Raw genomic sequence first — 23,371 nt, 5'->3', positions numbered from 1 at the left:
CCGGCACCGTGGAGAGGCGACGGCATGCGCATCGGACTGCTCGGCACCGGCCCCTGGGCCGCCATGGCACACGCCCCGGCCCTGGGCGGGCACGACGGCCTGGACTTCGTCGGGGTGTGGGGGCGGCGTCCGGACGCCGCCAAGGAGCTGGCGGAGCGGCACGGCACCCGCGCCTACGACGACGTCGACACCCTGCTCGCCGACGTGGAGGCCGTCGCCGTGGCGCTGCCCCCGGGCGTGCAGGCCGAGCTGGCCGTGCGCGCGGCACGGGCCGGGCGCCATCTCCTGCTCGACAAGCCGCTCGCGCCGACGGTGGCGCAGGGGCGGGTGGTGGTGGAGGCGGTGCGTGCGGCGGGCGTGGCCTCGGTCGTCTTCTTCACCACCCGGTTCCAGCCCGAGACCGAGACGTGGATCGCCGAACAGGCCGAGGAGGAGGGCTGGTTCACCGCGCGGGCGCAGTGGCTCGGCTCCGTCTTCGGCGGCGACGACAGTCCCTTCGCGCACTCGCCGTGGCGCCGGGATAAGGGCGCCCTGTGGGACGTGGGTCCGCACGCCCTGTCCGTGCTGCTGCCGGTCCTCGGGGACGTCCGGCGCGTGTCGGCGGCGGTGCCGGGTCCCGGGGACACGGTCCATCTGGTCCTGGACCACTCCGGCGGGGCGTCGAGCACCCTCACGCTCAGCCTGACGGCGCCGCCCGCCGCGGCCGGGGCGACGGTGGAACTGCGCGGGCGGGCCGGTGTGACGCTTCTGCCGGAGGCGGTGGAGGGGCCGGTGCCCGCGCTGCGGCGGGCCGCGGACGCGCTGCTCGCAGCGGCGGGCGGTGGGCGGCCGTCGCCGTGCGACGCGGCGTTCGGGCTGCGGGTCACGGAGATCCTCGCCGACGCGGAGGCCCTGCTGACCGACCGCCGGTGACCCGGCTCAGCCGTCGTCGCCCGCCCGTTCGAACGGTTCGTCGCTCCACCGGAACCACGCCCGGTCGCCCTCGATGTGCAGCAGGAACTCGGCGACCGGGCCGTCCGGCGAGAGCAGCCGCACGCGCCGTTCGATCTCGGCGCAGACCTCTTCCCACTCCGCCCGGTGGCCCGCGTCGTCCCGTTCCACGAGGGCGAGTTCGCGGGCGAACAGGTCCTGGACCGCGGCGTGGGCCGGTCCGGGCCGGAACCGTCCCGACAGCCAGGGGAAGTCGGCGTCGTCGATCAGGATCTCCCCGACCAGGGCGCCCGCCGCCCCCTCACCGGAGTCGCGGGAGCGCACCTGCCAGGTCTCGCCGTCGAACCCCGCACCGTCTCCGCCACGCACTCCGGCGATCACCGGCCCGCCACCGGCGGTCGGAAGTTGATCCGCTCGCGCACCACGGGGTAGCCGGCCTTGGCGAAGTTGGCGGCCATCGGGTGGTTCCCCCGGTCCGTCGCGGCGGACACGAACTCCGCGCCCCGCTCGACGAGGACGTGGGTGCACTCGACGAGCAGGTCGTAGGCGTACCCCCGGCCGCGGTGCTCCGGCAGGACGCCGATGAAGGCGACGCACGGGCCGGACGGATTGTGCGCGGGGATGTGGATGCCCGCGAGCTCGCCCTTGGCCGTGTACGCCACTTGCCACCACGCGCGCGGCGAGGGGCACCAGTGGAAGAAGTCCAGCTCGGCCTGGGCGGCCCGGTCGAGGCCGTGCTCCTCGATCTCACTCAGCGCGTGGGCGTCGAGCGTGGCGGAGTGGATGCGGCGCAGCGCGTCGAGGAACACCGCGTCGTCCGGTTCGGGCCGGAACTCCAGGCGTCCGGGGCGGGCGGGGAGCCCGCACTCCGGGGTCCACCGGTACAGGAAGCGTTCGGCCAGGGGGGCGTAACCGGCCGCCTCGGCCGCGGTGAGGCGGGCCTCGACGGCGGCCCGCCGGGCGGGGTCCTCGCGCCAGCTGCCGGGCGCGTTCAGTTCGAGTTCGACCTGCCAGGGGGCGGTGCGCAGGAGTTCGGCTCCCGCGTCCTCCTCGCCCTCGGCCACGTCGAACCAGTTGACGTTGACGGGTTCGGTGTCGTCGGGCCCGCCCCACCAGGCGGCGCGGGCGACCACGGTGCCGTCGCGCACAGCGACCCGCTTCCAGTCGGGGCGGTGCCGGGTGAGCCGGTGGCCCTCACGGGCGCCCAGCGGGTCGGGCATGGCGTCGAAAAGGGCGACGTCGCTCTCGTCGAGCGTGCGGATGACCGGCTCGGTCACGGAACCTCCGGGGTGCGACGGGCGCTCGCGTGACCCGGACGGTCTCGCGTCGGCCGTACGGTACGGGAGCCGTCCGCGAGGGGCCATCGGATTTCGAGGCGGGATTAAGCGGGCCTTAAGCACCGGTTAAGCGTTCCTCCCCGGCGACCGGGCCACCAAGTCCCATCAGGCGCAACGCACTTGGGGGCACACGGAGCCGGTTGGCCGGCCCGTCCCCCGTGCGTACCATCGGCGCACCGCGTGAGAGCGCTCTCAGGAGCCCTGCCGGATCCCCACTCCCACGCCGTCATGTCCCGATCACCCTGGAGACCCCCCACATGACTGCTCGTCACCAGCGTCCGCTCGCCCGTCGCAAGCTGCTCGTCGCCCTCGGCGGAGCCGTCGTGGCCGCGCCCGTCGCGGCGGCCGTCGCCCCGCACGCCCTCGCCGGCGTCGGCTCGGACGACGCCGCGGACTCCCCCGCGGCCAAGGCCGCCGGTGCCCTGCCGCTGACGATCGTCAACAGCACCGGCACCTTCCGCAACGCGGACGTCCACGTCTACATCGTCGGCAACCTGGACGGCCGCCAGGTGCGCGTCACCCCCGACGGGACCGTCGCCCCGGTGGCGCTGTCGGACAACGGCGCCGACGGATACACCGACTACGCCATCGGCCTCGCCGGCAGCGGTGAGACGAAGCTGAACCTGCCGTACCTCTCCGGGCGGATCTACGTGTCCCTCGGCGAGAAGCTGAAGTTCAAGGTGGTCGCGGACGGCGCCGGAAACCCCGCCCTGCAGTACCCGGCGGGCTGGGTGGAGTCCGACCCCAACCACGGCGTGCTGCACGACTGCGCCGAATTCACCTACAACTCCTCCGGCATGTTCTGCAACACCACGATGGTCGACATGTTCAGCGTGCCGCTCGCCATCCGGCTGACCGGCGCCAAGGACCAGACCACCGGGACCGTGCGGCCGGGCGGCCGGGCGGCGGTGTTCGACGCGCTGCGCCGGGTGGAGGAGTTCGCGCCGCTCGTCGTGGACGACACCCGGGTGATCGCCCCGGGGCACGGGCTGGACGCCGGTCTGTTCGCGAAGGACTACCTCGCCCCGTACATCGACGAGGTCTGGAGCACCTACACCGGCAAGGACCTGCGGATCACCACCAACGCGGGCACCTTCACCGGCCGGGTGCGCGGCGGGCGGCTGACCTTCGACGGTCCCGCCCAGGTGTCCTTCGCCAGGCCGTCCACCCGGGACGTGCTGTTCTGCGACGGTGCCCTCGCCGCGCCCAACGACGGCACGACCGGCCCCGTCGCCGCGGTCCTCGGCGCCGGTTTCAACCGCTCCACGCTGGTGTCCTCCGCCGAGCAGCCCACGACCGACCCGGCGACGTTCTACGGGACCGGCCTGACCAACCACTACTCCAGGGCGGTGCACGCGGCCACCGAGGACGGCAGGGCGTACGGCTTCGCCTTCGACGACGTGGCCGACTTCGCCTCGTACATCCAGGACACGGCGCCGACCGGCTTCCGGCTCACGCTGACCGCGTTCTAGCCGCGCGCCGCGGGCGCGGCCGGCGCGGTTCGGCGTGCGGGCGGCGGGGCGGCGTAGGAGCGTGGTGGTGTGCGAATGGTGTCCGGCCCGCCGCTGCACCCCGGTGAGGACCGGCGGAGCTGGCTCAGCGGGGCCCCGCCGCCCCGCTGGGTGCGGCTGCTGCCGCCGGCCCTCATCCTGCTGATCTGCCTGGCGACGCTGCTCAGTGACGACCGTCTGGACATCGGTTTCCTGCTGGGCGCCATCCCGCCGCTGGCCGTGCTGTCGTACGGTCCGCTGGCGACGGCCGCGCTGTGCGGCGCCGTGATCACGCTGCTGACCGTGCCGGTGTTCCAGCTCGACCGGCCGGGCGACGCCGACCTGCTGACCGTCGTCTTCGTCGCGGTGCTGAGCGTGTTCGTGTCCTTCGTGCGCAGCCGGCGCGACGCCCAGCTGGGGCTGGAGCGCGCGGTCGCCGAGGCCGCACAGCGGGCGGTGGTGCCCCCGCTGCCCGAACGGGTGGGGGCGGTGCGCTGCGCCGGGCTGTACCGGGCGGCGCAGCGCGGGACGCTGGTCGGGGGCGACTTCTTCGACGTGCGGGACGGCCCGTTCGGCGTACGGGTGGTGACGGGGGACGTACAGGGGCACGGGCTGTCGGCGGTGTCGACGGTCGCCTCGCTGCTGGGCGCGTTCCGGGAGGCGGTGCTGGACCGGCCGGACCTCGCGTCGGTGGCGGGGCGGATGGACCGCAGGCTGCTGGTGGACTCGGCGGACGCGCGGCACGCGGAGCTGTTCGCGACGGCCGCGCTGCTGGAGTTCTCCGCGGACGGCCTGGAGGTGCGCGTCGTGGTCTGCGGCAACCCGCCGCCGCTGCTGCTGCGGGACGGGCGGGCCACGGAGCTGGAGGTGGCCCCGTGGACGCCGCTCGGGCTCGGACTTGCGGACGCGGGAGCCATCGAGGTGTGCACGGTGCCGCTGCGCCACGGTGACCGTCTCTTCCTGGCCTCCGACGGCGTGGTCGAGGCCCGCGGCGACGGCGGCGCCTTCTATCCGCTGGCCGAACGGCTGGCCGCGCTCGCGGGCGCCGATCCGTCCGCGCTCCCCGGGCTGGTCTGGGCCGACCTCCTGCGGTTCTGCCCGGACGTGCAGGACGACGTGACGATGCTCGTCCTCACCCCCGCGCCGCCCGCCCGGGGCTGACGCCTCCTTCGTGCTCGCCCTCCGCGTCGATGTGCGGGAGGATCCGGTCGAGCCACCGGGGCGTCCACCAGGCGTGCCGTCCGAGCAGCGTCATCACGGCGGGCACCAGGAGCAGGCGGACGATCGTGGCGTCGATGAGCACACTCACGGCGAGGCCGAGGCCGAGCATCTTGACCACGATGTTGTCGCTGATGATGAACGCGGCGAACACGCTCACCATGATCAGCGCCGCGCAGGTGATGACCCGCGCGGTGATCTCCAGGGCGTGGGCCACCGAGTCCTTCGCGTTCCCGGTGCGCAGCCAGGCCTCGTGGACCCGGGAGAGCAGGAAGATCTCGTAGTCCATGCTGAGTCCGAAGATGATCGCGAACATCATCATCGGGACGTAGCTCTCGATGGGCACGGTGCCGGAGACCCCGAGCGCGGGTCCGCCCCACCCCCACTGGAAGACGGCCACCACCACGCCGTAGGAGGCGGCGATCGACAGCACGTTGAGGACGGCGGCCTTGAGGGCGACCAGCGGGCCGCGGAAGACCGCCAGGATGATCAGGAAGGCGAGCGCGACCACGACGCCGATGATCAGCGGCAGGCGTTCGGCGACGATGTCCCGGAAATCCACCTGGGAGGCGGTGGCCCCGGTGACGTAGCCCTCGGCGTCCGTGCCGGCGACGGCGCCGGGCAGGGTGCTGTCGACCAGCCGGTTGGCCAGGTCGGTGGTGGCGGCGCTCTGCGGGTCCTCCTTCGGGTACACCGTGGCGAGCAGCACGTCGCCGTCCTGGGTGGGAGTCACCGGTGTCACCGCGGCCGTGCCCGAGACGCCGTCGAGGCTCTTGGTGACCTGCGAGGACAGGTCCGAGCGCTGCGACTGGGGCACGCCGCTCTGGTCGACGACGACGGTGAGCGGGCCGTTGGAGCCGGGCCCGAAGGCGTCGGACATCAGGTCGTAGGCCCGCCGGTCGGTGAAGGACGTGGGGTCGGCGCCGTCGTCGATGTGGCCGAGCTGGAGGGAGAACACGGGGACGGCCAGCACGACGAGGGCCGCCACGCCCGCGGCCAGGAAGCGCCAGGGCCGCCGCTCCACCCGCCGTGCGTAGCGGTGCCAGGTGCCGTGGGGTTCGGTGCCGGGCTCGGCGTCGGTCTCGGCGACCGGGCGGCGTACCCGCAGCCGGTCGATGTGCCGGCCGACGAGCCCGAGCAGGGCGGGCACCAGGGTGAGGGCGCCGAGGACGGCCGAGACGACGGTCACCGCGGCGGCGATGCCGAGCTTGCCGATGAAGGACACCCCGGACGCGTACAGGCCGAGGAGCGCGACGATCACCGTGCAGCCGGAGACGAGGACCGCCCGGCCGCTGGTGCCGGTGGCGTGACCGGCCGCCCGCACCGGGTCGGCGCCGTCCATGAGGTTCTGCCGGTGCCGGGTGATCAGGAACAGGGCGTAGTCGATGCCGACACCCAGGCCGATCATGGTCGCCAGGGTCGGGGACACGGTGGCGAAGGTGAACGCCGCCGCGAGCAGGCCGAGGCAGGCCAGCCCGCCGACCACCCCGATCAGCGCGGTGACCAGGGGCGCGACCGCGGCGATCACGCTGCCGAAGCCGATCAGCAGGACGACGACGGCGACGCCGAAGCCGATGAGTTCACTCACCCGGTCGTCGGCCGCCGGACGGGCCAGCTCGCCGAGCGATCCGCCGTACTCGACCTCGGCGCCCGCCGAGCGCAGCGGGGCGACGGCGTCGTCCACGCCGTCGAGGTAGCCGTCGCCCAGCTGGGCGGGCTGGATGTCGAATCGGACGGTGATGTATCCGGTGCGGCCGTCCGTCGAGACGGGGCCCACGTTCTGCTGGGAGGAACCGGACTGCGGGGGTGCGGTGAGCGGGTTCTGGGCGGACAGGACGTGCGGGAGCTTCCCCAGATCGCTCACCGTGGTGGACATCTGGGAGCCGAACGAGGTCAGCGCCTTGTCGTCGTGCACGACGATCTGGCTGCTGTAGCCGCCGGCCGCCGGATCGTGCCGCTCCAGGACGTCCAGGCCTTGCTGGGACTGGGAGGAGGGCAGGTTGAAGTCGTCGGCGTAGTCGCCGCCGAAGGAGCGGTTCGTCAGGGTCAGCGCGACCAGTGCGGCCAGCCAGGCGACGACGACGATCACTCCGTGCCGGGCGCACCACTCGCCCCAGCGCCGCAGCCCTCCCCCGCCGCCTCTCCCCCGTCCCGCGGCGCCGGTGCGCCTTCGTGCCATGGCCGTGGTCCTTCTGCCGGGCGACAGGTTCGATCGGTCCGATGTCGCGTGCCCTCCATTACACGCCGGGGCTCCCTCGGCGGCACGTCGGACCGTCCGGCACTCCGGATGCGCGGGCGGAATCCGCATTGAATGGTGTTATCGGGATATTCGGGACCGACAACAGCACGGCACCGAAGCAGCGATCCGGATCCGAGGAGCACCGATATGTCGACTTCACAGCCCGACGCCTCCCGACCGTCCGAAGCCCGTGGCGGCGACGACCGCGCCACCCCGGACGACCTGCTCCACGCGCGCACCGGCACGGAGGTGTCCCCGGAGGACCTCGTCCTGGCGGCCGGCCGGGACGTCACGCCCAAGAACCTGGAATGGGCCAGGCGGAAGCTGGCCGACGAGGGCCCCGCGGCCCTCGACAAGCTGCTGCCCTGACCCTGCGGGCCCGGGTTCGCCCGGCCCCGGCGGGTCAGCCCGTCATGCCGGGGACCGTCCCGTCGTCCTCGGGGCCGGCGGGCTCCGGCTCGTCCGGTACGACGTGCATGGCGGCCTCCTCGGCGCCGGCGGCCCCGCCGTCGATGCCCACGTCCTCGGCGACCGTCTCCTTGGTGGTGTCGCCGCGTACGCCCTCGTCGGGGGCGACCAGGCGCCCCGAGCGTTCCGTGCCCGCCTCCGGGTCGACCGGTTCCCCCTCGCCGCCGGGTTGGTCGCCCACGCCGTCGCCGTCCGGCACCGCGACGTCGGGCACCTCCTCGGCGAGCCGCTCGTCGAGGCTCTCGCCGTCGTGCTGCTCGGCGGCCGTGGTGCCGTGCCGGTTCACTCCGAGGGGCTTCTCCGGCGGGGAGTAGCCCTCGTCGAGCGTGTCGTCGTAGGTCCGCTCGTCGACGGCGTCCTGGAGGTCGAGGGGCGCGGCGTCGGCCTGCTCCTCGTTGGTTCCGGTGGGCTGGTAGGCGTCGTCGGCCATGGGGTCGGTGCCCATCGCTGCCTCCCTCTCGCGCTGCGTCGGACGTCTCGTTGCCCGGTTCGCGTTTCCCGATACGCGATCTCTAACCCGGGGGTGCGACGCGGATGCTCAGGTCGGTGATGCGGTGCGGGGTCCAGTCGCGGGCGTAGCCGGGCGCGGTACCGCCCGGGCCGGTGATCGCGGCGACCGGGATCCTGGAGGCGGTGTCCACGATCTCGGCGGCGGTGGTGTTCCCGTTGTTGCCGCTGGTCTCGCCGGACGAGCAGCCGGTGTAGTAGCCGATGGGGATCGATTCGTGGCCGGTGATCAGGCAGGGCGGGCGCACCCCGAGCCGGTGCAGCTCGTCGGCGACACGGGTCCAGTCCTGGCGGCTGTCGACATTGCGGTTCACGGTGCCCGTGAGAACCGCCGTCTGGGCCGCGAGATGCCCGGCCAGGGCGAGTGCCACCAGCGGCGCGAGCACCGGCCGCCACCGGCCGCGCCCGTTCCTGACCAGGCGCCACAGCGCGTCGGCGACGGGGACGGCCAGCAGGGCGTAGGCGGGCTGGAGGAAGCGGGGCGCCGCATACCCGATCATGAACAGGTACGGCAGCGCGGACGTCACGGCGCAGGCGAAGGGGACCAGAGCCGTCGAGGTCCGCCGGGCCCGGACCGCGACGGCGACGCCGAGGGCGGCGACCAGCGGGAGCACCACCCACCACAGGGTGACCAGCGGGTTCGGCATCGCTCCGGTGCAGGGGCGGCACAGTCCGCGTCCGCCCAGGCTGCGCATCTGGTCGTCGACGGCGAAGTTCCAGCCGAGGCCGCCCTGGATCTCGGAGGCCCTGGACAGCCGCTCGCCGAGGCCGCCGTACCAGGCGTACGCCTCGATCACCCACTCCAGTCCCCCGGCGGCCAGGCCCCCCGCCAGCGCGAGCAGCAGCGTCCAGTGGCGGCGCAGGAGGACGAGCAGCAGCAGGGGTACGGCCACCCAGACGGCGTCGGTCGGCCGCATCAGGGCCATCAGGAGGGCGCCGGCCGCCACGCCCCAGAGCGCACGCCGGCCGGACTCGCCCCGCAGGACCCGGAGGAAGCAGCCCACGCAGATCAGGGCGCCGATGGCGACCCAGTAGTTGGGCATGGCCTGCGGACCGTAGAAGAGGGTCACCCACAGGGTGGCGAAGAAGGCTCCGGCCGTGGCCAGGACGTGGGACGGGAACAGGCCCCGCCAGGCCCGCAGGGCCAGATACAGACCCAGCCCGGAGAGCACGGCCAGGTAGACGCGCAGCAGTTCGGTGGAGGCCGACCAGGAGGCGACGGGCGCCACCAGCAGGGGGACGCCCCGGGAACGCGGTGCGCTGAAGAAGGCGGCGGGGTGATGGGTGGTGACCTGGCTGACGTAGACCGTCTCGTCCCAGCCGAGGCCCATCGACGGGTGAACCAGGACCAGTTGGGCGACGGTGAAGACGGCGGCCACCGCCGCGAGCAGGAGGTCCACGGGCAGGCGTCGGGGGGTGCCGGACATCGCCGTCTCGCCCCGCCGTCTGCCCACGAGAATGGCGTTCGCGCCGCCGGCCATCGTGCACCCCTCACCCCCGCACCTCGCGGGGCCGCTCGGTCCTCACCTCCTGCCGCCCGTGGCGGGAGCCCGGAAACCCGGAAATCAAGGTCAAACTAACCCGCGGCCCGGCGAAGTGCCGGATAGAACTCGGCCAGTCGGGCAGTGTCGTGCGTCACGGTGTCCGAGGGCTCGCCGCCCTCCGGTCAGGGCTCGTTGGGGCGCCGGTGCAGGGGCTGTTCGGGTGTGGGGCGCCGCTTCGGCGCGGGGACGGGGAGGGTGACGGGACCGTCCCCGTTCAAGTGGACCTCCGTCCCGAGGTGACGGATGATCAGGGGATCACCGGTCAGCAGCGTGTACGTGGCCCGGTCGGAGTCGATCTCCACGCTCAGGCACCGGCCGCGGAACTGGAGCCGGAAGGCGAGGCGGCTGAACTTCTCGGGCAGGCGCGGGGTGAACCGGAGGCAGTCGCCTTCCCTGCGAGTGCCGCCGAACCCCGCGACCAGGGCCATCCACGTGCCGGCCAGCGAGGCGATGTGGAGTCCGTCGCTGGTGTTGTGCTCCAGGTCAGCCAGGTCGATCAGGGCGGCCTCGGCGGCGTAGTCGTAGGCCAGGCGCAGATGTCCCGTCTGGGCGGCGACGATGGCCTGGCAGCACGCGGACAGCGAGGAGTCCCGCACGGTCAGCGGCTCGTAGTAGGCGAAGTTCGCGGCGATCTGGTCCTCGTCGCAGTGGGCGTCGAACCAGCTGCCGCAGGTGTACATCGCCAGCACCAGGTCGGACTGCTTGATCACCTGCTTGCGGTACAGGTCGAAGTAGGGGAAGTGCAGCATCAGCGGGTACTGGTCGGCGGCCGTCGAGGCGAAGTCCCAGCGCTGGTAGCGGGTGAAGCCCGCGTGCTGCTCGTGGACGCCGATCTCGTCGTTGTACGAGATGTGCATGGACTCGGCGGCGTCCCGCCAGGCGGCGCTCTCCTCGTCGTCGACACCGAGACGGGTCGCCTCGTCCGGGTGGCGTTCGCAGGCGTCGGCCGCGGCGAGGAGGTTCGAGCGGGCCATGAGGTTGGTGTAGGTGTTGTCGTCGGCGATGGCGCTGTACTCGTCCGGGCCGGTGACGCCGTCGATGTGGAAGACGCCGTGGTGGTCGTGGTGGCCCAGGGAGCGCCACAGGCGTGCCGTCTCCACCAGCAGTTCCAGGGCGGTGTCGCGTTCGAAGTCGGTGTCGCCGGTCGCCGCCGTGTAGCGGACCGCGGCGTGCGCGATGTCGGCGGCCACGTGGAACGCGGCGGTGCCGGCCGGCCAGTACGCGGAGCCCTCCGACCCGTCGATCGTGCGCCACGGGAAGGCGGCGCCGCTCAGCCCGAGTTGGGTGGCGCGGTCCCGGGCGGCGGGCAAGGTGTCCTGTCGCCAGCGCAGGGCCTCGGCGACGGCCTTGGGGGCGGTGTAGGTGAGGACGGGCAGCACGAACATCTCGGTGTCCCAGAACGCGTGCCCGTCATATCCGGAACCGGTGAGTCCCTTGGCCGGAATCGCGCGCTTCTCGGCGCGGGCCCCGGCCTGGAGCACGTGGAACAGCGCGAAGCGCACGGCCTGCTGGATCTCCTCGTCGCCGTGCACCTCGACGTCCGCGCTGGCCCAGAAGTTGTCGAGGTAGGCGCGCTGTTCGGCGACCAGGCCGTCCCATCCGCCGTGCGCGGCGGCGGCCAGCGCGGCGTCGACCTGGTCGCCCATGGCGGGCCGGGAGCGGGCGCCCGACCAGCCGTGGGCGACGGTCTTCTGCACCCGCAGCCGCTGTCCCGGCTCGAGGACCGAGGTGATGGTCAGCCGGGCGACGTCGTCGACGCTCTCCGCGCTGGTGCCGGTTCCGTCGGGGCCGTCCACCACGTGGTCGGCCGCCACCGCGACCCTGAGCCCGCTCTCCCGGGTCCGGTGGACCAGGAGCAACCGCGTGCCCAGGGCAATGTGCTCCTCGGGCTCCAGCGGGGACTGGAGGGCCTTGGCCGCCCTGGGGTCGCCGTCGGGGTGGGGCAGGCTCTCGTTGGCGACGAGTTCCGACTGGATGACCACCCGGGTGCGGCTGTCGAGGGGCTCGACCTCGTACTCCACGGCGGCGATGGCGCGCTGGGCGAGGGAGACCAGCCGGGTGGAGCGCACCCGGATGGTCGTACCCGCCGGGGAGGTCCACTCGCAGGTCCGCTCCAGGACGCCGCGCCTGAGGTCCAGGGTGCGTTCGTGTTTGCGGAGCCGTCCGTAGCGCAGGTCGAAGGGCTCGTCGTCGACGAGGAGCCGCAGCAGTTTGCCGTTGGTGACGTTGATGACGGTCTGGCCGGCCTCGGGGTAGCCGTAGCCCGCTTCGGCGTACGGCAGCGGGTGCAGTTCGTACACGCCGTTGAGGTAGCTGCCGGGCAGGCCGTGGGGTTCGCCCTCGTCGAGGTTGCCGCGCCAGCCGACGTGCCCGTTGGACAGGGCGAAGACGGACTCGCTCTGGGCCAGGAGGTCGAGGTTGATGGAGGTCTCGCGCACCCGCCACGGTTCCACGGTGTACGTCCGGTTGGTGATCACGCGCGGCCTCCCAGCTCGTCGAGGTCCTTGACGACGCGGTCGGCGCCGTGGGCGTAGAGGGCGTCGGTCTGGCCGACGCGGTCGACGCCGACGACGAAGCCGAAGTGTCCGGAGCGCCCCGCGTCCATGCCGGCCAGCGCGTCCTCGAAGACGGCGGCACGGGAGGGGTCGACGCCGAGGTCGCGGGCGGCGGCCAGGAAGGTGTCGGGGTGGGGCTTGCCCGGCAGTTTCCGTTCACGGGCGACCACGCCGTCGATCCGCACGTCGAACAGCCCTTCGGCGTCGATGGAGCGGAGCACGTCCCGGGTGTTGGCGCTGGAGGAGACGATCGCGGTGGCGAGCCCGGCGGCGCGGACCGCGTCGATGTAGCGCAGGGTGCCTTCGTACGGCTCCACGCCGTCGGTGCGGATCTTCGCCAGGAGCAGTTCGTTCTTGCGGTTGCCGACGCCGTTGACGGTGGGCGCGTCCGGTGGGTCGTCGGGTCCGCCCTCGGGCAGTTCGACGCCCCGGGAGGCGAGGAAGGAGCGGACGCCGTCGGCGCGGGGGCGGCCGTCGACGTACTCGTCGTAGTCGGAGTCGGTGAAGGGGCGGAAGTCCGCGCCGTCGCGCTCTCGCAGGAAGGCGTCGAACGTCTCCTTCCAGGCGGCGGCGTGCACCACCGCCGTCCTGGTGACGACCCCGTCGAGGTCGAAGAGACAGGCCTGGATGGCGTCGGGAAGTCCCAGCTGCGTACTCATACACCCCACACTTCCCCGCCGGGGCACGTCCCATCGGGTGACACACTGTGCGCTGTGCCGCTGACCTTCGACGACCTCCTCGCCCGTGCCCGCGCCCTCCCGTCCGGCGGACGGCGCGCGGTCCTGGGCATCGCCGGCTCCCCCGGCGCCGGGAAGTCGACGCTCGCCGAGCGTCTGGTGCGGGAGCTGAACGGCGCGGGCGATCCCTGGGCGGCGCACGTCCCCATGGACGGCTTCCACCTCGCGGACGCCGAACTGGACCGGCTGGGCCGGCGCGACCGCAAGGGCGCGCCGGACACCTTCGACGCGGCCGGGTACGCGGCGCTGCTGGGCCGGCTGCGCGAGGAGGACGGCGACGGCATCGTGTACGCGCCGGGCTTCGAGCGGGTGCTGGAGCAGCCCCTCGCCGGGGCCGTGCCCGTGCCGCCGTCGGCGCGGCTGGTGGTGACGGAGGGCAACTACCTGCTCCTCGGGACGGGCGCGTGGCAGCGGGTGCGGTCCCGGCTCGACGAGGTGTGGTTCTGCGGGCTCACCGAGGCGGAGCGGATCCGCCGGCTGATCGCCCGGCACGAGCGGTTCGGCAAATCCCCCGAACAGGCGCGCGCCTGGGCCCTCGGCACCGACCAGGCCAACGCGGACCTGGTCGCCGCGAGCGGGCACCGGGCCGACCTGGTGGTATCGGCGGAGGTGCTGGGCGGTTAGGGGGTGTCGTTCGGATCTTGCCGGGTCGCGGGGTCTGGCCGCTTGCAAGGCGCCGTTGCGCGGTGCCGGATCCGAACGACACCCCCAGGCCCGTCCGGCGTTCCCGTCGTCGCCCGCCTCGCTCGCCCCGGCGGGCGGGTCACTCCTCGGCGTAGTCGTCCGGGCGGACGTGCGCCTCCTCCAGGGCCTCGCGCAGGGTCCGGCCGGTGCCGCCCGGCGGGCGCGGCGGCTCGTCCTCGCGCCGGTCCGGGGCTGCTTCGGTGGTGTCGGTCTTCGGCCGGTTCTCTTCCGGGACGGTCATGACTGGGGCTCCTCGTCCGTGTCCGCGTGCTGTTTCGTGTCCGCGGGCCGCACGGGCCGGCGGGACCTTCCGACGCGGCGGGTTCCCGGACGGCGCGCCGCTATCCCCCGCCGGGCGGGCTCGCCGGACCGCCGTGCCCACCACGGGGGGTGAGCTATGTTGACCTTCGTGGGAGACAAAGGATGCGCACCCGTGCCATCGCCGCAGCAGGCACGCGCCCAGGCATCGGCGATCACCTCGGGACGGGCGGCCCCGGAGGCGGCGGCCTCCCCCACCTCCCGGCTCCGGACGCTGTTCGACCGGCCCCGCCTCTCCCCGGGACAGCGGCGCATCGCCCAGTACCTGATCGAGCACCTGCACGAGGCGGCGTTCCTGTCGATCACCGACCTCGCCGACCGGGTCGGGGTGAGCCAGCCCTCGGTGACGCGGTTCGCGTCGGCGGTCGGCTTCAGCGGTTACCCGGCGCTGCGCGAGCGGCTCCAGTCGATCGCGCTGGGCAGCCGGGGCACGGTCGCGGCCGAGGAGAACCGGGGCAACGAACTCCAGGCGGCCGTGGACGCCGAGATCGAGAACCTGGAGAACCTGCGGCGCGACTTCGCCGACGCGGACCGGGTGATCGACGTCGGCCGCAAGCTGGCCGCCTCGGCACCGCTGACCGTCCTCGGGCTGCGCATCTCCGTCTCGCTCGCCGAGTACTTCGCCTACGCGGCCCGCCGGGTCCATCCGGACGTACGCCTGGTGACCCGGGGCGGCACCGTCGCCTACGACGCCCTGCTCCAGTCCCGGGAGGCGGGCGGCACCTGGGTACTGGCGTTCTCCATGCCCCGGCACGCCCACGAGACCCTGGGCGCCGTGCGCGTGGCACGCGGTGCCGGGCTCAAGGTGGCGCTGATCACCGACCTGGCGCTCGGCCCGGTGGTGGACGAGGCCGACGTCACCTTCGCCACCGGCACCGGCTCGCGGCTGGTCTTCGACTCCTACGCCGCCCCGGGCGTGATGTGCGCGGCGCTGCTCCAGGCCATGACCGACGCCGATCCGGAGCGGACGCAGGCGCGGCTGGAGGAGTACGAGCAGGTCGCCGACCAGCACCACTTCTTCCTGCGCGACTGAGCCGCGGGGACGGGTCGTCTCCTCGACGAGGGGGCGGCGTGGAGATTGGTCGGCGCATACGGGGGCCATCCACGGCAAAGCAGGCATGAATGTTTTCATACGTCTTGCAAAGCAGATGGCATATATAAATACTGCTCACGGATCGCGACCCGGCCGTCCCGGACCGCGTCCACACCTGCCGCGAACATCTCCGGACGCCGATTCCTACCCGCTCCGGCGCACCGGGATGTTCCGGTCGGGCATCGCCAGCGCGAGCGCCCGCGGCGGTCCCGGTCGTCCCCTGGACCGGGACCGCCCCCACCCGTCGCCCACCCCGTCGACGCCGCACACCCGGAAGCGATGATCATGCCCCTGACGACCACGCGCATCAGCCCGGACTGGCCCTGCCAGGTCAAGGCCCCCGGCAGCTACGACTGGGAACGCTCGGCGGCCAAGTGGCTGCGCGAACTGGTGCCGGCCCGGTACGCCGGTTATCCGGCGCTGATCCGGCACCCCGTGCTGCTCGCCCGCCACGCGCAGATCCAGGTGCAGCACGAGATCCGGGTGGCGCGCACCGCGCTGCAGACCGCGCGGGCGGACCTGCCGCGGCTCGGTCTGCACGAGGGGGTCATCGAGCACACCATCAAGCTGTACGCGGCGGAGGTGCTCCAGTTGCAGCACATCGCGCGCAGCGTGCGGGCCGTCACCGAGGCCCTGGTCGAACGGGGCTCCGCCGGACGCTGACCCCCGCGCCCGGGTCAGTCCACCGGGTGGCCGGGGCGGATGGCGCGGGCGTCGTCGAGGCGCAGCAGCGGTCCGGCGGACGCCTCGCGCCCGCCCCACTCGACCGGTTCGAGGACGAAACCCACGTGGTCGCCCCCGGGTGCCCGCGCCACCACCCGCCCAACGAACCACGCTTCCGCGTCCTCCAGCACGACGGCCCCGCCGTACCCCTCGCGCCGACGGACCCCGTGGAACTTGTCGACATCGTCGCCGGTCCGTCCGCCGAACAGCTCGGCGGTCCCGCGCTGGTCGCGGGCGAGGAGATGCACGGCCAGGACGTCGGCGGAGGACGCCACCCGGTAGGTCCGGTTGACCTCGGAGAGCCACACGACGTACCGGACGGGGTCGATGGAGCACTGCGAGGAGAACCCGACCAGGCACCCCGCCCGTTCCCCGCCCGCCGCGGCCGTCACCACGCACATGTCGGGGTCGAGCCGGTGCAGGAAGACGTCCATGGCGGCCATGACCGCCATGCTAGGTCCTGTCGGCCTCGGCGGGCCGGGTCGCCAGGAGGCGCCGCAGGGCGGTGCGCAGGGCGCCGACGAACGCGTCGCGGCCCGCTTCGTCCAGGGCGTCGAGCGACAGGTACGGGTTGAGGTCCTCCAGTTCGACCAGCAGCAGCTCACCGCCGGGCGCCCGGCAGGCGTCCACGCGCTGGACGCCGTGGTCGACGCCGTTCCACTCGACGAACCGCCGCGCGAAGCCGAGGTCGGCCACGGTGGCGTCGTACGGCTCCAGTTGCCAGCGCCACTCGGGACGCGGCGCGTACAGGGCGTACTGGAAGTCGTGGTCGACGAAGTAGAAGGACACCTCGTAGGCGAAGTCCACGCGCGGCTGGACGAGCAGATCCCCGGCGCCGGTGGCCAGCGCCTCGCGCACCCGGCTCGCGGGCACGATCCGCAGGCCCGCCGAGTCCGCGCCGCGCCTGGGCTTGACGACGTACTCGTCGGCCACGGGCAGCAGGTGCAGGTCCTCGGCCCGGTCGGCGGTGGGGATGACCGGGAAGCCGGCAGCGGTCAGGTCGAGCAGGTACTGCTTGCCGGCCATGTCGGCCCGGCCGGTGAGCTGGTTGTAGACGAGGGTTCCGCGCTCTGCGGCCCGCTCGCGGAAGGCGTCGTACGCGTCCTTGTGGCCGAGCACCGGACCGCTGTTGCGGACGACGACGGCGTCGAAGGCGTCCAGCAGTGCGGCGGCGTCCCGCGGGTGGCACAGGGCCAGGTCGAACTCCTCGCGCAGCCGGGAGGTCAGGAAGATGTCCTCGTCGCAGTAACGCCGTCCGCGTGCCTCGTAGGCCAGGTCGGTGACGTACAGGAGGCGGGGGCGGGCGGACGGCATGCGGACTCCTCGTTGCTGATCGGAAGTGATCGTATGCGACCGGGACAGCCTGGTAACGAGCGCACTCAGTTCCCTCTCAGGGCTGCACTCAGTGCCATGCACGGCGGTGAACTGCTACGTTCCCCCTCATGAGCACCAGCAGTGCGGCGCCCCGCCGCGGGGACGGGACGGACGCGGCGGGTGCCCGGCCGCCGATGCGGGAGGCGCTGGTCGCGGCGGCCTTCCGGCTGTTCCTGGAGCGCGGCTACGAACAGACCACCGTCGACGACATCGTCGCCCTGGCCGGCGTCGGACGGCGGTCCTTCTTCCGCTACTTCCCGTCCAAGGAGGACGTGGTCTTCCCGGACCACGAGCGCTGCCTGGCCGACATGACGGCCTTCCTGGCGGCCTCGCCCGAGGACGCCGACCCGGTGCGGCGGGTCTGCGACGCCGCCCGTCTGGTGCTGCGCATGTACGCCGAGAACCCGGACTTCTCGGTGCAGCGCTACCACCTCACCAAGCAGGTCGCCGGGTTGCGCGCCTACGAGCTGTCGGTGGTGTGGCGCTACGAGCGGGCCCTCGCCGAGTATCTGCGCGGGCGCCTGGGCGGACGGCCGGACGGCCGGCTGCGCGCCGACGTGATCGCTGCCGCGGTGGTCGCGGCGCACAACAACGCCCTGCGGAGCTGGCTCCGTTCGGACGGGCGGGATGACGCGGGCGCCGCGGTGGACCACGCGCTGGGCTACGCCCAGGCCACGTTCGGCGACGTCCCGCCGGCACCCCGGGGCGGGTCGCCCGAGGACCTGGTGGTCGTGGCCACGCGGCGCGGAACGCCGCTGTGGCAGGTCCTCCGGGAGATCGAGACGGCCTTCACGGACGACCGCACGCCCAATTGAGGGTACGGAGTGCCTTTACGTGTGACACTGAGTGCCATACGCTCAGTCGCGTGCACGGTGGCACGGACCAGCCGCGCACACGCGTGCCCGGCGACCGCGCACGCGGGATTCCGGCCCGAGTGCAGGGAGTTGACCAGCGTGTACCACCACTCAGGAAACGTCGCTCAGCGGACAGCCGGCTCCCCGACGGGCGTGCTCGACCCGCAGGCGCCAGACACCGAGGCCGTCTTCTTCCAGCGCTGCACCTGGTGCGGCACCGCGATGTACCACCGGGTGCTGTGCCCGGTCTGTCGCGGCAGTGAGCTGCGCACCGAACGCAGCGAGGGCACGGGCACGGTGCGCCACGCCACGGTGGTGCACCGCAACAGCCCCGCCGCGCGCAACGTGTCCCTGATAGAGATGGCCGAGGGCTTCGTGCTGCGCGGCCGCGTGATGGGCCCGCTCATCGGCATCCACAGCGGCGACCGGGTGCGCCTGTCCACGGCCAAGGACCCGGTGCGGGGCGAGCCGGTCTTCCAGCTGGTCGACGAGCCGTACCGGGCCTGGACCTGAGGGGCGGTCAGGGCCCGGGCGGGGCGGGCGTGATGCGGATGCCCAGGGTGCCGTCCAGCCCCCGGCGCAGCCGGCTGCCGAAGAGGGTGAGCCTGCCGAGGACGCCGTACTTGCGGGCGAGCAGCTTCCGGTAGCGGGCGGTGGTGGCCGCGTCGCAGATCTCCGCCGTCCCCGGCACCTGGTCGCCGGTCGGCCGACCGCGCACGTCACAGGGGCCGATCAGCACGTCGGCGCGGTTGCGCACGCGCTTGACCTTCCAGGAGTCGGCGGCGGTCCAGACGCCGAGCGCGTCGCCGTCCCGTACCACCCACACCGGGGTGGCCACTTGGGTGCCGTTCTTCCGGTAGGTGGTGACCAGCAGGTACTTGCCGGCGCCGAGCCGGTCCAGTGACGCGTCGTCCATGGTCCCGAAGTCTAGGGCCAGGCCCCCGGTTCACACCGTCATCCGTCACCCCGTCCCTCACTCCAGGGCCGCCCGCATCCGCCGCACCGCCTCCGTGATCACCTCCGGCGAGGTCGCCAGGTTGAGCCGCAGGTGCCCCGCTCCGCCGGTGCCGAAGGGGATGCCGGAGCTGAGGGCCACCCTCCCCCGGTCGAGGAAGACCCGCGCCGGGTCGTCGCCGAGACCGAGCGCCCGGCAGTCGAGCCATGCCAGGTAGGTCGCCTCCCCGGCACGGTGGACGACCCCGGGCAGCTGCTCGGCGAGCAGGCCGGTGAGCAGCCGCCGGTTCTCGTCGAGCCCCGCGAGTACCGCGTCCAGCCAGTCGGTGCCCTCGCGCAGGGCGGCGGTGTGGGCGAGCACACCCACGTGGCTCGGGCCATGGCCGACCTCCTCCGGCATCCGGGCCAGGTCGTCGGCGGCCCCGGGGCCGGCGAGGGCGAGCGCAGCCTTCAGTCCGGCCAGGTTCCAGCCCTTGGACGCGGACATCAGCGCGAGCCCGCGCCCGGCGCCGGGGACGCTCAGGTAGGGCACGAACCGCGCGTCCCCGGTGACGACCGGCGCATGGATCTCGTCGGCGACGACCCGGACGCCATGGCGCTCCGCGAGGGCGGCGACGGCGGCCAGCTCGTCGGCGGTGTGCACGGTGCCGGTCGGGTTGTGCGGGCTGCACAGCAGGTAGGCGGCCCGCCCACCGCCGGCCACGGCCCGCCGGAACGCCTCCTCCAGCGCCCCGAGGTCGATCCGCAGGCCGGGGCCGAGGGGCGCCTCGACGATCCGCCGGTCCAGGTGGCCGACGAACTGGTAGAACGGCGGGTACACGGGCGGGTTGACGATCACGGGGTCGCCGGGCCCCGTGACGAGCTTGAGCATCTCGACGACGCCCAGCATCACGTCGGGCACGATCGCCGTGCGCTCCACCGCCAGGTCGTCCCAGCCCCACCTCTTGCCGGCGAAGTCCGCGAGGGCCTCGGCGTAGGCGGTGCCGACGGGGTAGCCGGTGTCGCCGAGGTGCATGGCCTCGGTGACCGCGCGCACGACGGCGGGGGCGAGCGGCACGTCCATCTCGGCCACCCACAGCGGCAGTACGTCCGCCGGGTAGGTGCGCCACTTCATGCTCGTACGGCGGCGCAGCTGGTCCAGGGTGAGGGCGCGCAGGGGGTCGGGGTCACCGGGCCGGTCGTGCGGAATGCGGGTCATGGGGCACAAGATAGGCCGCCCCGCCGGAGCGGGGAAACAAGGCCGCCGGCCCGGTGAACACCCGCGTGTCCGTCCCCGTATGGGAGGAGGGCGCTCGACGTCCGGAGGCCCCCGCGGTGGTGACACCGCGTGTCGGGGTTCGGGAGCGCACGCATGAGGCACGCACGACGACGCATGGTCCGGCGAGTGGCACGGCTGGCGGCCGTCGGCGGACTGCTGGTCGGGGGGACCATGGTCACCCGGGCCGTGGCGAGCGAGCCGCCCGACGTGTCGGCGGCGCCGCGCACCCTGGCGCAGACGGCGTCCGGCGCCGGTGCCGGCCTGGTGTCGGAGCTGGGCGACGAGCGCACGGCGGGCCACTGGGTCGGTGCCGACGGGCGGCCGGTCGTCGCCGTCACCGACGAGCGCACGGCGGAGACCGTGCGGCGGGCCGGCGCCGAGGCGAAGGTCGTACGGCACAGCATGTCGGAGCTGAGGTCGGCGACCTCGACGCTGCGTTCGGCGCCCCGGGTGCCGGGCACGGCGTGGGCGCTCGACTACCGGTCGAACGAGGTGGTCGTCCGCGGTGACCGCACCGTCTCCACGCCGGACTGGTCGCGGCTGACGGGGGTGGCGGAGGGCATCGGCGGTTTCGTCCGCATGGAGCGCACCGAGGGCGCGTTCACCACGCGTCTGAACGGCGCGGTGCCGATCCTGTCCACGGCGGGGCGGTGTTCGGCGGGGTTCAACGTGACCGACGGGCGCAGCGAGTTCATCCTGACCGCCGGTCACTGCGGACCGACGGGGTCGGTCTGGTTCCGTGACGGCGGGGGTGACCGGCAGGTCGGCAAGACGGTCGCGGGCAGCTTCCCCGGGGACGACTTCTCCCTGGTGGAGTACGCGAACGGCAAGGCGGGCGACGGCGCCGACGTGGTGGCGGTGGGCGACGGCAAGGGGGTGCGGATCACCGGCACCGGCGAACCGGCCGTCGGACAGCGGGTGTTCCGCAGCGGCAGCACCAGCGGGCTGCGGGACGGGCAGGTCACAGCACTGGACGCGACGGTCAACTACCCGGAGGGCACGGTCAGCGGGCTGATCGAGACCGACGTGTGCGCCGAACCCGGGGACAGCGGTGGGCCGATGTTCTCCGAGGGCGTCGCGCTCGGAGTGACCTCGGGCGGCAACGGCGACTGCGCGAAGGGCGGCACGACGTTCTTCCAGCCGCTGCCGGAGGCCATGGAGTCGCTCGGCGTCCGCCTGATCGTCGCCGGGCAGCAGGGGTCCGGACCGGGCGCCGCACCCTCGGCGCCGGCCGCCGGTGGCGGTGCTCCCGGCGCCGCGGCACCGGGGGCGGCGGCTCCCGTGACGGGCGTCGACGGCTCGACGCTGCTGGCCCGGCTGACGGACCGGCGCAACGTGGGCCCGGGTCTGCTGGTCGTGGCGGGCAGTCTCATGGCTCTGGTGGCCACGCGGTGGATCCGTGCCGAGGCGGACCGCAAGGCGTACCGGCGGCACTATTCGGCGACGTGGGGCTGAGCCGGGGCGACGAGAAGGGCGTCCGCGTGGGGCGGACGCCGCGGGCCGGGGGCGCCGATGCGCCGAGGAGGCTCGGACGGCGGTCAGGCGGCCTTCGCGGCCTCCGGGGCCGCGCTGGCCCACTCCATGACGAGCCGCTGGTACTCCGCGCGCTGCTCGACGCTCAGTGTCCCGCCCGACCGGAGCCAGAGGGCCCGGATCTCCTCGTTGACCTCGGCAGCCGATCGCTCGGAGGAGGCTTCAACAGTGGTGGACATGCTGTGAAGCATACGGCGACGGGCGTGAAGACGATGTGAGTAATCGCGAGCCAAACGGACATTTCGGACCGTGTTGCTGGTCACGTCGTACGACCCATCTGTCAAGGCCCACCTGCGAGTTCGTCACCGCCCCATGTGTTCCACCGCACACGGGTGCCGACTTCATGCCTGCGCCGCCCCCAGCACCAGTACCTGGATGGCCAGTACGGCCGCGCCGCGCGCCCAGTCGTGGAAGTCGGACACCTTGGTCTCCAGGGCGACCGGTGCGGCCTGCGGGTGCCGATTGTCGCGGACGGCGCCCTCGACCACCTCTCCGGCCACGTCCATCAGCCCCACCCCCTCCCCCGCGAGCAGGATCTTCTGCGGCATGACGAAGTTGGCGATCTGGGCCACCAGCGTGCCCAGCGCGCGTCCGGCCTCCTCGATCACCCGGGCGGCCATGGGCTCCTCGGCGGCGGCGGCCGCGAGGATCTCCTCCCAGGTCAGGTCATGTCCGGTGGCCGCCCTGACCTGGTAGCGGATGTTGGGGATGGTCAGCAGCGACACCGCGCTGCCGCGCCGCCCGTCGGGAGTGAGCGGGCCGTGCGGGTCGACGATCCAGTGGCGCCCGAAGCCCCGGTCCTCGTCCCCCGCGTACGGCACCCGCCGGCCGCCGAGCACGAGCCCGTAGCCGATTCCGGCGCCGATGGTGAGGACGACGAACCGGTCCAGACCGCGCCCCGCCCCGAACCAGGTCTCGGCCTCCACGAAGGCGGCCGTGTCGTTCTCCACGACCACCGGCAGCCCGGTCCGCTCCTCGACGAGCGCGGCGAGCGGCACGCCCCGCCAGCCCAGGAAGGGTGACTCGCCGACCACGGCCCGGCCCTCGACGAGTCCGCCGACACCGATGCCGATCCCCGCGACCCCGGGGCGCCCGCGCGACAGCTCGTCGGTCATCCGGGCCAGCAGCGCGGCGACCTCGCCGGGATCGCGGGTGGTCAGCGGCCGGTCGTGCCGCGCGACGATCTCACTGCGCAGGGTGGTCACGACGCCGTACACCATGTCCTGGGTGATCTTGAAGCCGACGAAGTAGCGGGAGTCCGCCACCACGTCGAGCGGCTGGGACGGGCGACCCTGCCGCACCTCGGCCACCCCGCCCGCCTCGGGGACCTCCACCAGCAGCCGTGACTCGATGAGCGGCTTGGTCAGCCGGGTGAGACTGCCGGGCGACAGACCCAGCCGCCGGGCGATCTCGGTCCGGGACAACGGGCCGTGCACGAGTACCTCGATCGCCACGGAACGCTCACCGGGGCTCAGCGGGGGCCAGCTGGAAGCGGCTGCGGCCATGAAGATCGAACCCCTTTTTTTCCGTACCGGAAACAACCTGGCCAGACTAC

The 23,371-nt window shown here is 73.4% G+C and carries 24 protein-coding genes and 1 pseudogene; 10 read left to right on the top strand and 15 right to left on the bottom strand.

Going from position 1 to position 23,371, the window contains the following annotated elements; translation table 11 throughout:
• The first annotated feature begins 24 nt into the window (after window positions 1–24).
• On the top strand, window positions 25–912 hold the full coding sequence (locus ACGF3J_RS22695; protein ID WP_393854550.1) for a Gfo/Idh/MocA family protein: 888 nt from the start codon (window positions 25–27) through the stop codon (window positions 910–912).
• 6 nt (window positions 913–918) lie between these two features.
• Here ACGF3J_RS22695 and ACGF3J_RS22690 read toward each other — a convergent pair whose 3' ends face one another.
• Together ACGF3J_RS22690 and ACGF3J_RS22685 are read right to left on the bottom strand one after the other, a co-directional pair.
• Window positions 919–1,311, bottom strand: coding sequence for a hypothetical protein (locus ACGF3J_RS22690; RefSeq protein ID WP_393854549.1), 393 nt, complete (start codon window positions 1,309–1,311; stop codon window positions 919–921).
• Entirely contained in the window at window positions 1,308–2,207 is a 900-nt protein-coding gene (locus ACGF3J_RS22685; RefSeq protein WP_393854548.1) for a GNAT family N-acetyltransferase, read from the bottom strand. The genes ACGF3J_RS22690 and ACGF3J_RS22685 overlap by 4 nt, the downstream gene beginning before the upstream one ends.
• A 317-nt stretch (window positions 2,208–2,524) precedes the next feature.
• Between ACGF3J_RS22685 and ACGF3J_RS22680 the strand changes: the two genes are divergently transcribed.
• Together ACGF3J_RS22680 and ACGF3J_RS22675 are read left to right on the top strand one after the other, a co-directional pair.
• Window positions 2,525–3,739, top strand: coding sequence for a glycoside hydrolase family 64 protein (locus ACGF3J_RS22680; RefSeq protein ID WP_393854547.1), 1,215 nt, complete (start codon window positions 2,525–2,527; stop codon window positions 3,737–3,739).
• A 75-nt stretch (window positions 3,740–3,814) separates the two neighbouring features.
• Complete coding sequence (locus ACGF3J_RS22675; RefSeq protein WP_393854854.1) at window positions 3,815–4,918, top strand: PP2C family protein-serine/threonine phosphatase; 1,104 nt, start codon at window positions 3,815–3,817, stop codon at window positions 4,916–4,918.
• On the opposite strand, the gene ACGF3J_RS22670 is transcribed toward ACGF3J_RS22675, so the two are convergent.
• Entirely contained in the window at window positions 4,890–5,855 is a 966-nt protein-coding gene (locus ACGF3J_RS22670; protein WP_392013378.1) for an MMPL family transporter, read from the bottom strand. The two genes, ACGF3J_RS22675 and ACGF3J_RS22670, sit on opposite strands and share 29 nt — an antisense overlap.
• Window positions 5,856–5,996: 141 nt before the next feature.
• Window positions 5,997–7,154: pseudogene (locus ACGF3J_RS22665) on the bottom strand (MMPL family transporter); the annotation flags it as partial.
• Between the two features lie 207 nt (window positions 7,155–7,361).
• Between ACGF3J_RS22665 and ACGF3J_RS22660 the strand changes: the two are divergent.
• Complete coding sequence (locus ACGF3J_RS22660) at window positions 7,362–7,583, top strand: hypothetical protein (protein ID WP_161326741.1); 222 nt, start codon at window positions 7,362–7,364, stop codon at window positions 7,581–7,583.
• A 34-nt stretch (window positions 7,584–7,617) separates the two neighbouring features.
• On the opposite strand, the gene ACGF3J_RS22655 is transcribed toward ACGF3J_RS22660, so the two are convergent.
• The 4 genes from ACGF3J_RS22655 to ACGF3J_RS22640 all read right to left on the bottom strand — a co-directional run bounded on the left by ACGF3J_RS22655 (window position 7,618) and on the right by ACGF3J_RS22640 (window position 12,947).
• The gene (locus ACGF3J_RS22655) at window positions 7,618–8,127 is read right to left on the bottom strand and encodes a DUF5709 domain-containing protein (RefSeq protein ID WP_393854546.1); all 510 of its coding nucleotides are present in this window, start codon (window positions 8,125–8,127) and stop codon (window positions 7,618–7,620) included.
• A 67-nt stretch (window positions 8,128–8,194) separates the two neighbouring features.
• Entirely contained in the window at window positions 8,195–9,670 is a 1,476-nt protein-coding gene (locus ACGF3J_RS22650) for a hypothetical protein (RefSeq protein ID WP_393854545.1), read from the bottom strand.
• Window positions 9,671–9,855: 185 nt separating this feature from the next.
• A complete protein-coding gene (locus ACGF3J_RS22645) occupies window positions 9,856–12,210 on the bottom strand; it encodes a glycoside hydrolase family 65 protein (protein ID WP_393854544.1) in 2,355 nt (784 codons plus the stop codon).
• A complete protein-coding gene (locus ACGF3J_RS22640; protein WP_161331962.1) occupies window positions 12,207–12,947 on the bottom strand; it encodes a beta-phosphoglucomutase family hydrolase in 741 nt (246 codons plus the stop codon). Before ACGF3J_RS22640 ends, ACGF3J_RS22645 begins: the two co-directional genes overlap by 4 nt.
• Before the next feature lie 54 nt (window positions 12,948–13,001).
• Here ACGF3J_RS22640 and ACGF3J_RS22635 point away from each other — a divergent pair, with 54 nt between their 5' ends.
• Window positions 13,002–13,649 (top strand): nucleoside/nucleotide kinase family protein, encoded by a 648-nt coding sequence (locus ACGF3J_RS22635; protein ID WP_393854543.1) that lies wholly within the window; start codon window positions 13,002–13,004, stop codon window positions 13,647–13,649.
• Between the two features lie 139 nt (window positions 13,650–13,788).
• On the opposite strand, the gene ACGF3J_RS22630 is transcribed toward ACGF3J_RS22635, so the two are convergent.
• Window positions 13,789–13,950 (bottom strand): hypothetical protein, encoded by a 162-nt coding sequence (locus ACGF3J_RS22630; RefSeq protein ID WP_163015713.1) that lies wholly within the window; start codon window positions 13,948–13,950, stop codon window positions 13,789–13,791.
• Window positions 13,951–14,142: 192 nt separating this feature from the next.
• Here ACGF3J_RS22630 and ACGF3J_RS22625 point away from each other — a divergent pair, with 192 nt between their 5' ends.
• Both ACGF3J_RS22625 and ACGF3J_RS22620 read left to right on the top strand, forming a co-directional pair.
• Entirely contained in the window at window positions 14,143–15,060 is a 918-nt protein-coding gene (locus tag ACGF3J_RS22625; RefSeq protein WP_161328879.1) for a MurR/RpiR family transcriptional regulator, read from the top strand.
• A gap of 339 nt (window positions 15,061–15,399) precedes the next feature.
• On the top strand, window positions 15,400–15,783 hold the full coding sequence (locus ACGF3J_RS22620; protein ID WP_185832296.1) for a hypothetical protein: 384 nt from the start codon (window positions 15,400–15,402) through the stop codon (window positions 15,781–15,783).
• Window positions 15,784–15,797: 14 nt separating this feature from the next.
• On the opposite strand, the gene ACGF3J_RS22615 is transcribed toward ACGF3J_RS22620, so the two are convergent.
• Both ACGF3J_RS22615 and ACGF3J_RS22610 read right to left on the bottom strand, forming a co-directional pair.
• Window positions 15,798–16,286, bottom strand: a complete 489-nt coding sequence (locus ACGF3J_RS22615; RefSeq protein ID WP_393854542.1) for a flavin reductase family protein — start codon at window positions 16,284–16,286, stop codon at window positions 15,798–15,800.
• 10 nt (window positions 16,287–16,296) lie between these two features.
• The gene (locus ACGF3J_RS22610) at window positions 16,297–17,157 is read right to left on the bottom strand and encodes a hypothetical protein (RefSeq protein ID WP_393854541.1); all 861 of its coding nucleotides are present in this window, start codon (window positions 17,155–17,157) and stop codon (window positions 16,297–16,299) included.
• Between the two features lie 128 nt (window positions 17,158–17,285).
• Between ACGF3J_RS22610 and ACGF3J_RS22605 the strand changes: the two genes are divergently transcribed.
• Together ACGF3J_RS22605 and ACGF3J_RS22600 are read left to right on the top strand one after the other, a co-directional pair.
• Complete coding sequence (locus ACGF3J_RS22605) at window positions 17,286–18,032, top strand: TetR family transcriptional regulator (protein ID WP_393854540.1); 747 nt, start codon at window positions 17,286–17,288, stop codon at window positions 18,030–18,032.
• A 138-nt stretch (window positions 18,033–18,170) separates the two neighbouring features.
• Entirely contained in the window at window positions 18,171–18,584 is a 414-nt protein-coding gene (locus ACGF3J_RS22600; RefSeq protein WP_125491774.1) for a Zn-ribbon domain-containing OB-fold protein, read from the top strand.
• 7 nt (window positions 18,585–18,591) lie between these two features.
• On the opposite strand, the gene ACGF3J_RS22595 is transcribed toward ACGF3J_RS22600, so the two are convergent.
• Complete coding sequence (locus tag ACGF3J_RS22595) at window positions 18,592–18,987, bottom strand: PPOX class F420-dependent oxidoreductase (protein ID WP_161331493.1); 396 nt, start codon at window positions 18,985–18,987, stop codon at window positions 18,592–18,594.
• Window positions 18,988–19,044: 57 nt separating this feature from the next.
• A complete protein-coding gene (locus ACGF3J_RS22590; protein WP_393854539.1) occupies window positions 19,045–20,223 on the bottom strand; it encodes a MalY/PatB family protein in 1,179 nt (392 codons plus the stop codon).
• Between the two features lie 153 nt (window positions 20,224–20,376).
• On the opposite strand from ACGF3J_RS22590, the gene ACGF3J_RS22585 reads away from it, so the two are divergent.
• Window positions 20,377–21,738 (top strand): S1 family peptidase, encoded by a 1,362-nt coding sequence (locus ACGF3J_RS22585; RefSeq protein ID WP_393854538.1) that lies wholly within the window; start codon window positions 20,377–20,379, stop codon window positions 21,736–21,738.
• An 83-nt stretch (window positions 21,739–21,821) separates the two neighbouring features.
• Here ACGF3J_RS22585 and ACGF3J_RS22580 read toward each other — a convergent pair whose 3' ends face one another.
• The gene (locus ACGF3J_RS22580) at window positions 21,822–22,007 is read right to left on the bottom strand and encodes a hypothetical protein (protein ID WP_393854537.1); all 186 of its coding nucleotides are present in this window, start codon (window positions 22,005–22,007) and stop codon (window positions 21,822–21,824) included.
• A gap of 150 nt (window positions 22,008–22,157) precedes the next feature.
• A complete protein-coding gene (locus tag ACGF3J_RS22575; RefSeq protein ID WP_393854536.1) occupies window positions 22,158–23,321 on the bottom strand; it encodes an ROK family protein in 1,164 nt (387 codons plus the stop codon).
• Window positions 23,322–23,371: the final 50 nt, after the last annotated feature.

The sequence above is a fragment of the Streptomyces sp. NPDC048171 genome (assembly GCF_043202655.1).
Classification (GTDB): domain Bacteria; phylum Actinomycetota; class Actinomycetes; order Streptomycetales; family Streptomycetaceae; genus Streptomyces.
This window is presented reverse-complemented; position numbering and strand designations above follow the sequence as displayed.

What these genes read in the sequence shown, in the direction of transcription:
- ACGF3J_RS22615 (WP_393854542.1), bottom strand. Translation starts at nt 16,286, where the DNA reads ATGGCCGCCATGGACGTCTTCCTGCACCGGCTCGACCCCGACATGTGC.
- ACGF3J_RS22590 (WP_393854539.1), bottom strand. Translation starts at nt 20,223, where the DNA reads ATGACCCGCATTCCGCACGACCGGCCCGGTGACCCCGACCCCCTGCGC.
- ACGF3J_RS22575 (WP_393854536.1), bottom strand. Translation starts at nt 23,321, where the DNA reads ATGGCCGCAGCCGCTTCCAGCTGGCCCCCGCTGAGCCCCGGTGAGCGT.
- ACGF3J_RS22675 (WP_393854854.1), top strand. Translation starts at nt 3,815, where the DNA reads ATGGTGTCCGGCCCGCCGCTGCACCCCGGTGAGGACCGGCGGAGCTGG.
- ACGF3J_RS22660 (WP_161326741.1), top strand. Translation starts at nt 7,362, where the DNA reads ATGTCGACTTCACAGCCCGACGCCTCCCGACCGTCCGAAGCCCGTGGC.
- ACGF3J_RS22595 (WP_161331493.1), bottom strand. Translation starts at nt 18,987, where the DNA reads ATGGACGACGCGTCACTGGACCGGCTCGGCGCCGGCAAGTACCTGCTG.
- ACGF3J_RS22630 (WP_163015713.1), bottom strand. Translation starts at nt 13,950, where the DNA reads ATGACCGTCCCGGAAGAGAACCGGCCGAAGACCGACACCACCGAAGCA.
- ACGF3J_RS22605 (WP_393854540.1), top strand. Translation starts at nt 17,286, where the DNA reads ATGAGCACCAGCAGTGCGGCGCCCCGCCGCGGGGACGGGACGGACGCG.
- ACGF3J_RS22620 (WP_185832296.1), top strand. Translation starts at nt 15,400, where the DNA reads ATGATCATGCCCCTGACGACCACGCGCATCAGCCCGGACTGGCCCTGC.
- ACGF3J_RS22610 (WP_393854541.1), bottom strand. Translation starts at nt 17,157, where the DNA reads ATGCCGTCCGCCCGCCCCCGCCTCCTGTACGTCACCGACCTGGCCTAC.
- ACGF3J_RS22655 (WP_393854546.1), bottom strand. Translation starts at nt 8,127, where the DNA reads ATGGGCACCGACCCCATGGCCGACGACGCCTACCAGCCCACCGGAACC.
- ACGF3J_RS22640 (WP_161331962.1), bottom strand. Translation starts at nt 12,947, where the DNA reads ATGAGTACGCAGCTGGGACTTCCCGACGCCATCCAGGCCTGTCTCTTC.
- ACGF3J_RS22650 (WP_393854545.1), bottom strand. Translation starts at nt 9,670, where the DNA reads ATGGCCGGCGGCGCGAACGCCATTCTCGTGGGCAGACGGCGGGGCGAG.
- ACGF3J_RS22695 (WP_393854550.1), top strand. Translation starts at nt 25, where the DNA reads ATGCGCATCGGACTGCTCGGCACCGGCCCCTGGGCCGCCATGGCACAC.
- ACGF3J_RS22670 (WP_392013378.1), bottom strand. Translation starts at nt 5,855, where the DNA reads ATGTCCGACGCCTTCGGGCCCGGCTCCAACGGCCCGCTCACCGTCGTC.
- ACGF3J_RS22585 (WP_393854538.1), top strand. Translation starts at nt 20,377, where the DNA reads ATGAGGCACGCACGACGACGCATGGTCCGGCGAGTGGCACGGCTGGCG.
- ACGF3J_RS22580 (WP_393854537.1), bottom strand. Translation starts at nt 22,007, where the DNA reads ATGCTTCACAGCATGTCCACCACTGTTGAAGCCTCCTCCGAGCGATCG.
- ACGF3J_RS22680 (WP_393854547.1), top strand. Translation starts at nt 2,525, where the DNA reads ATGACTGCTCGTCACCAGCGTCCGCTCGCCCGTCGCAAGCTGCTCGTC.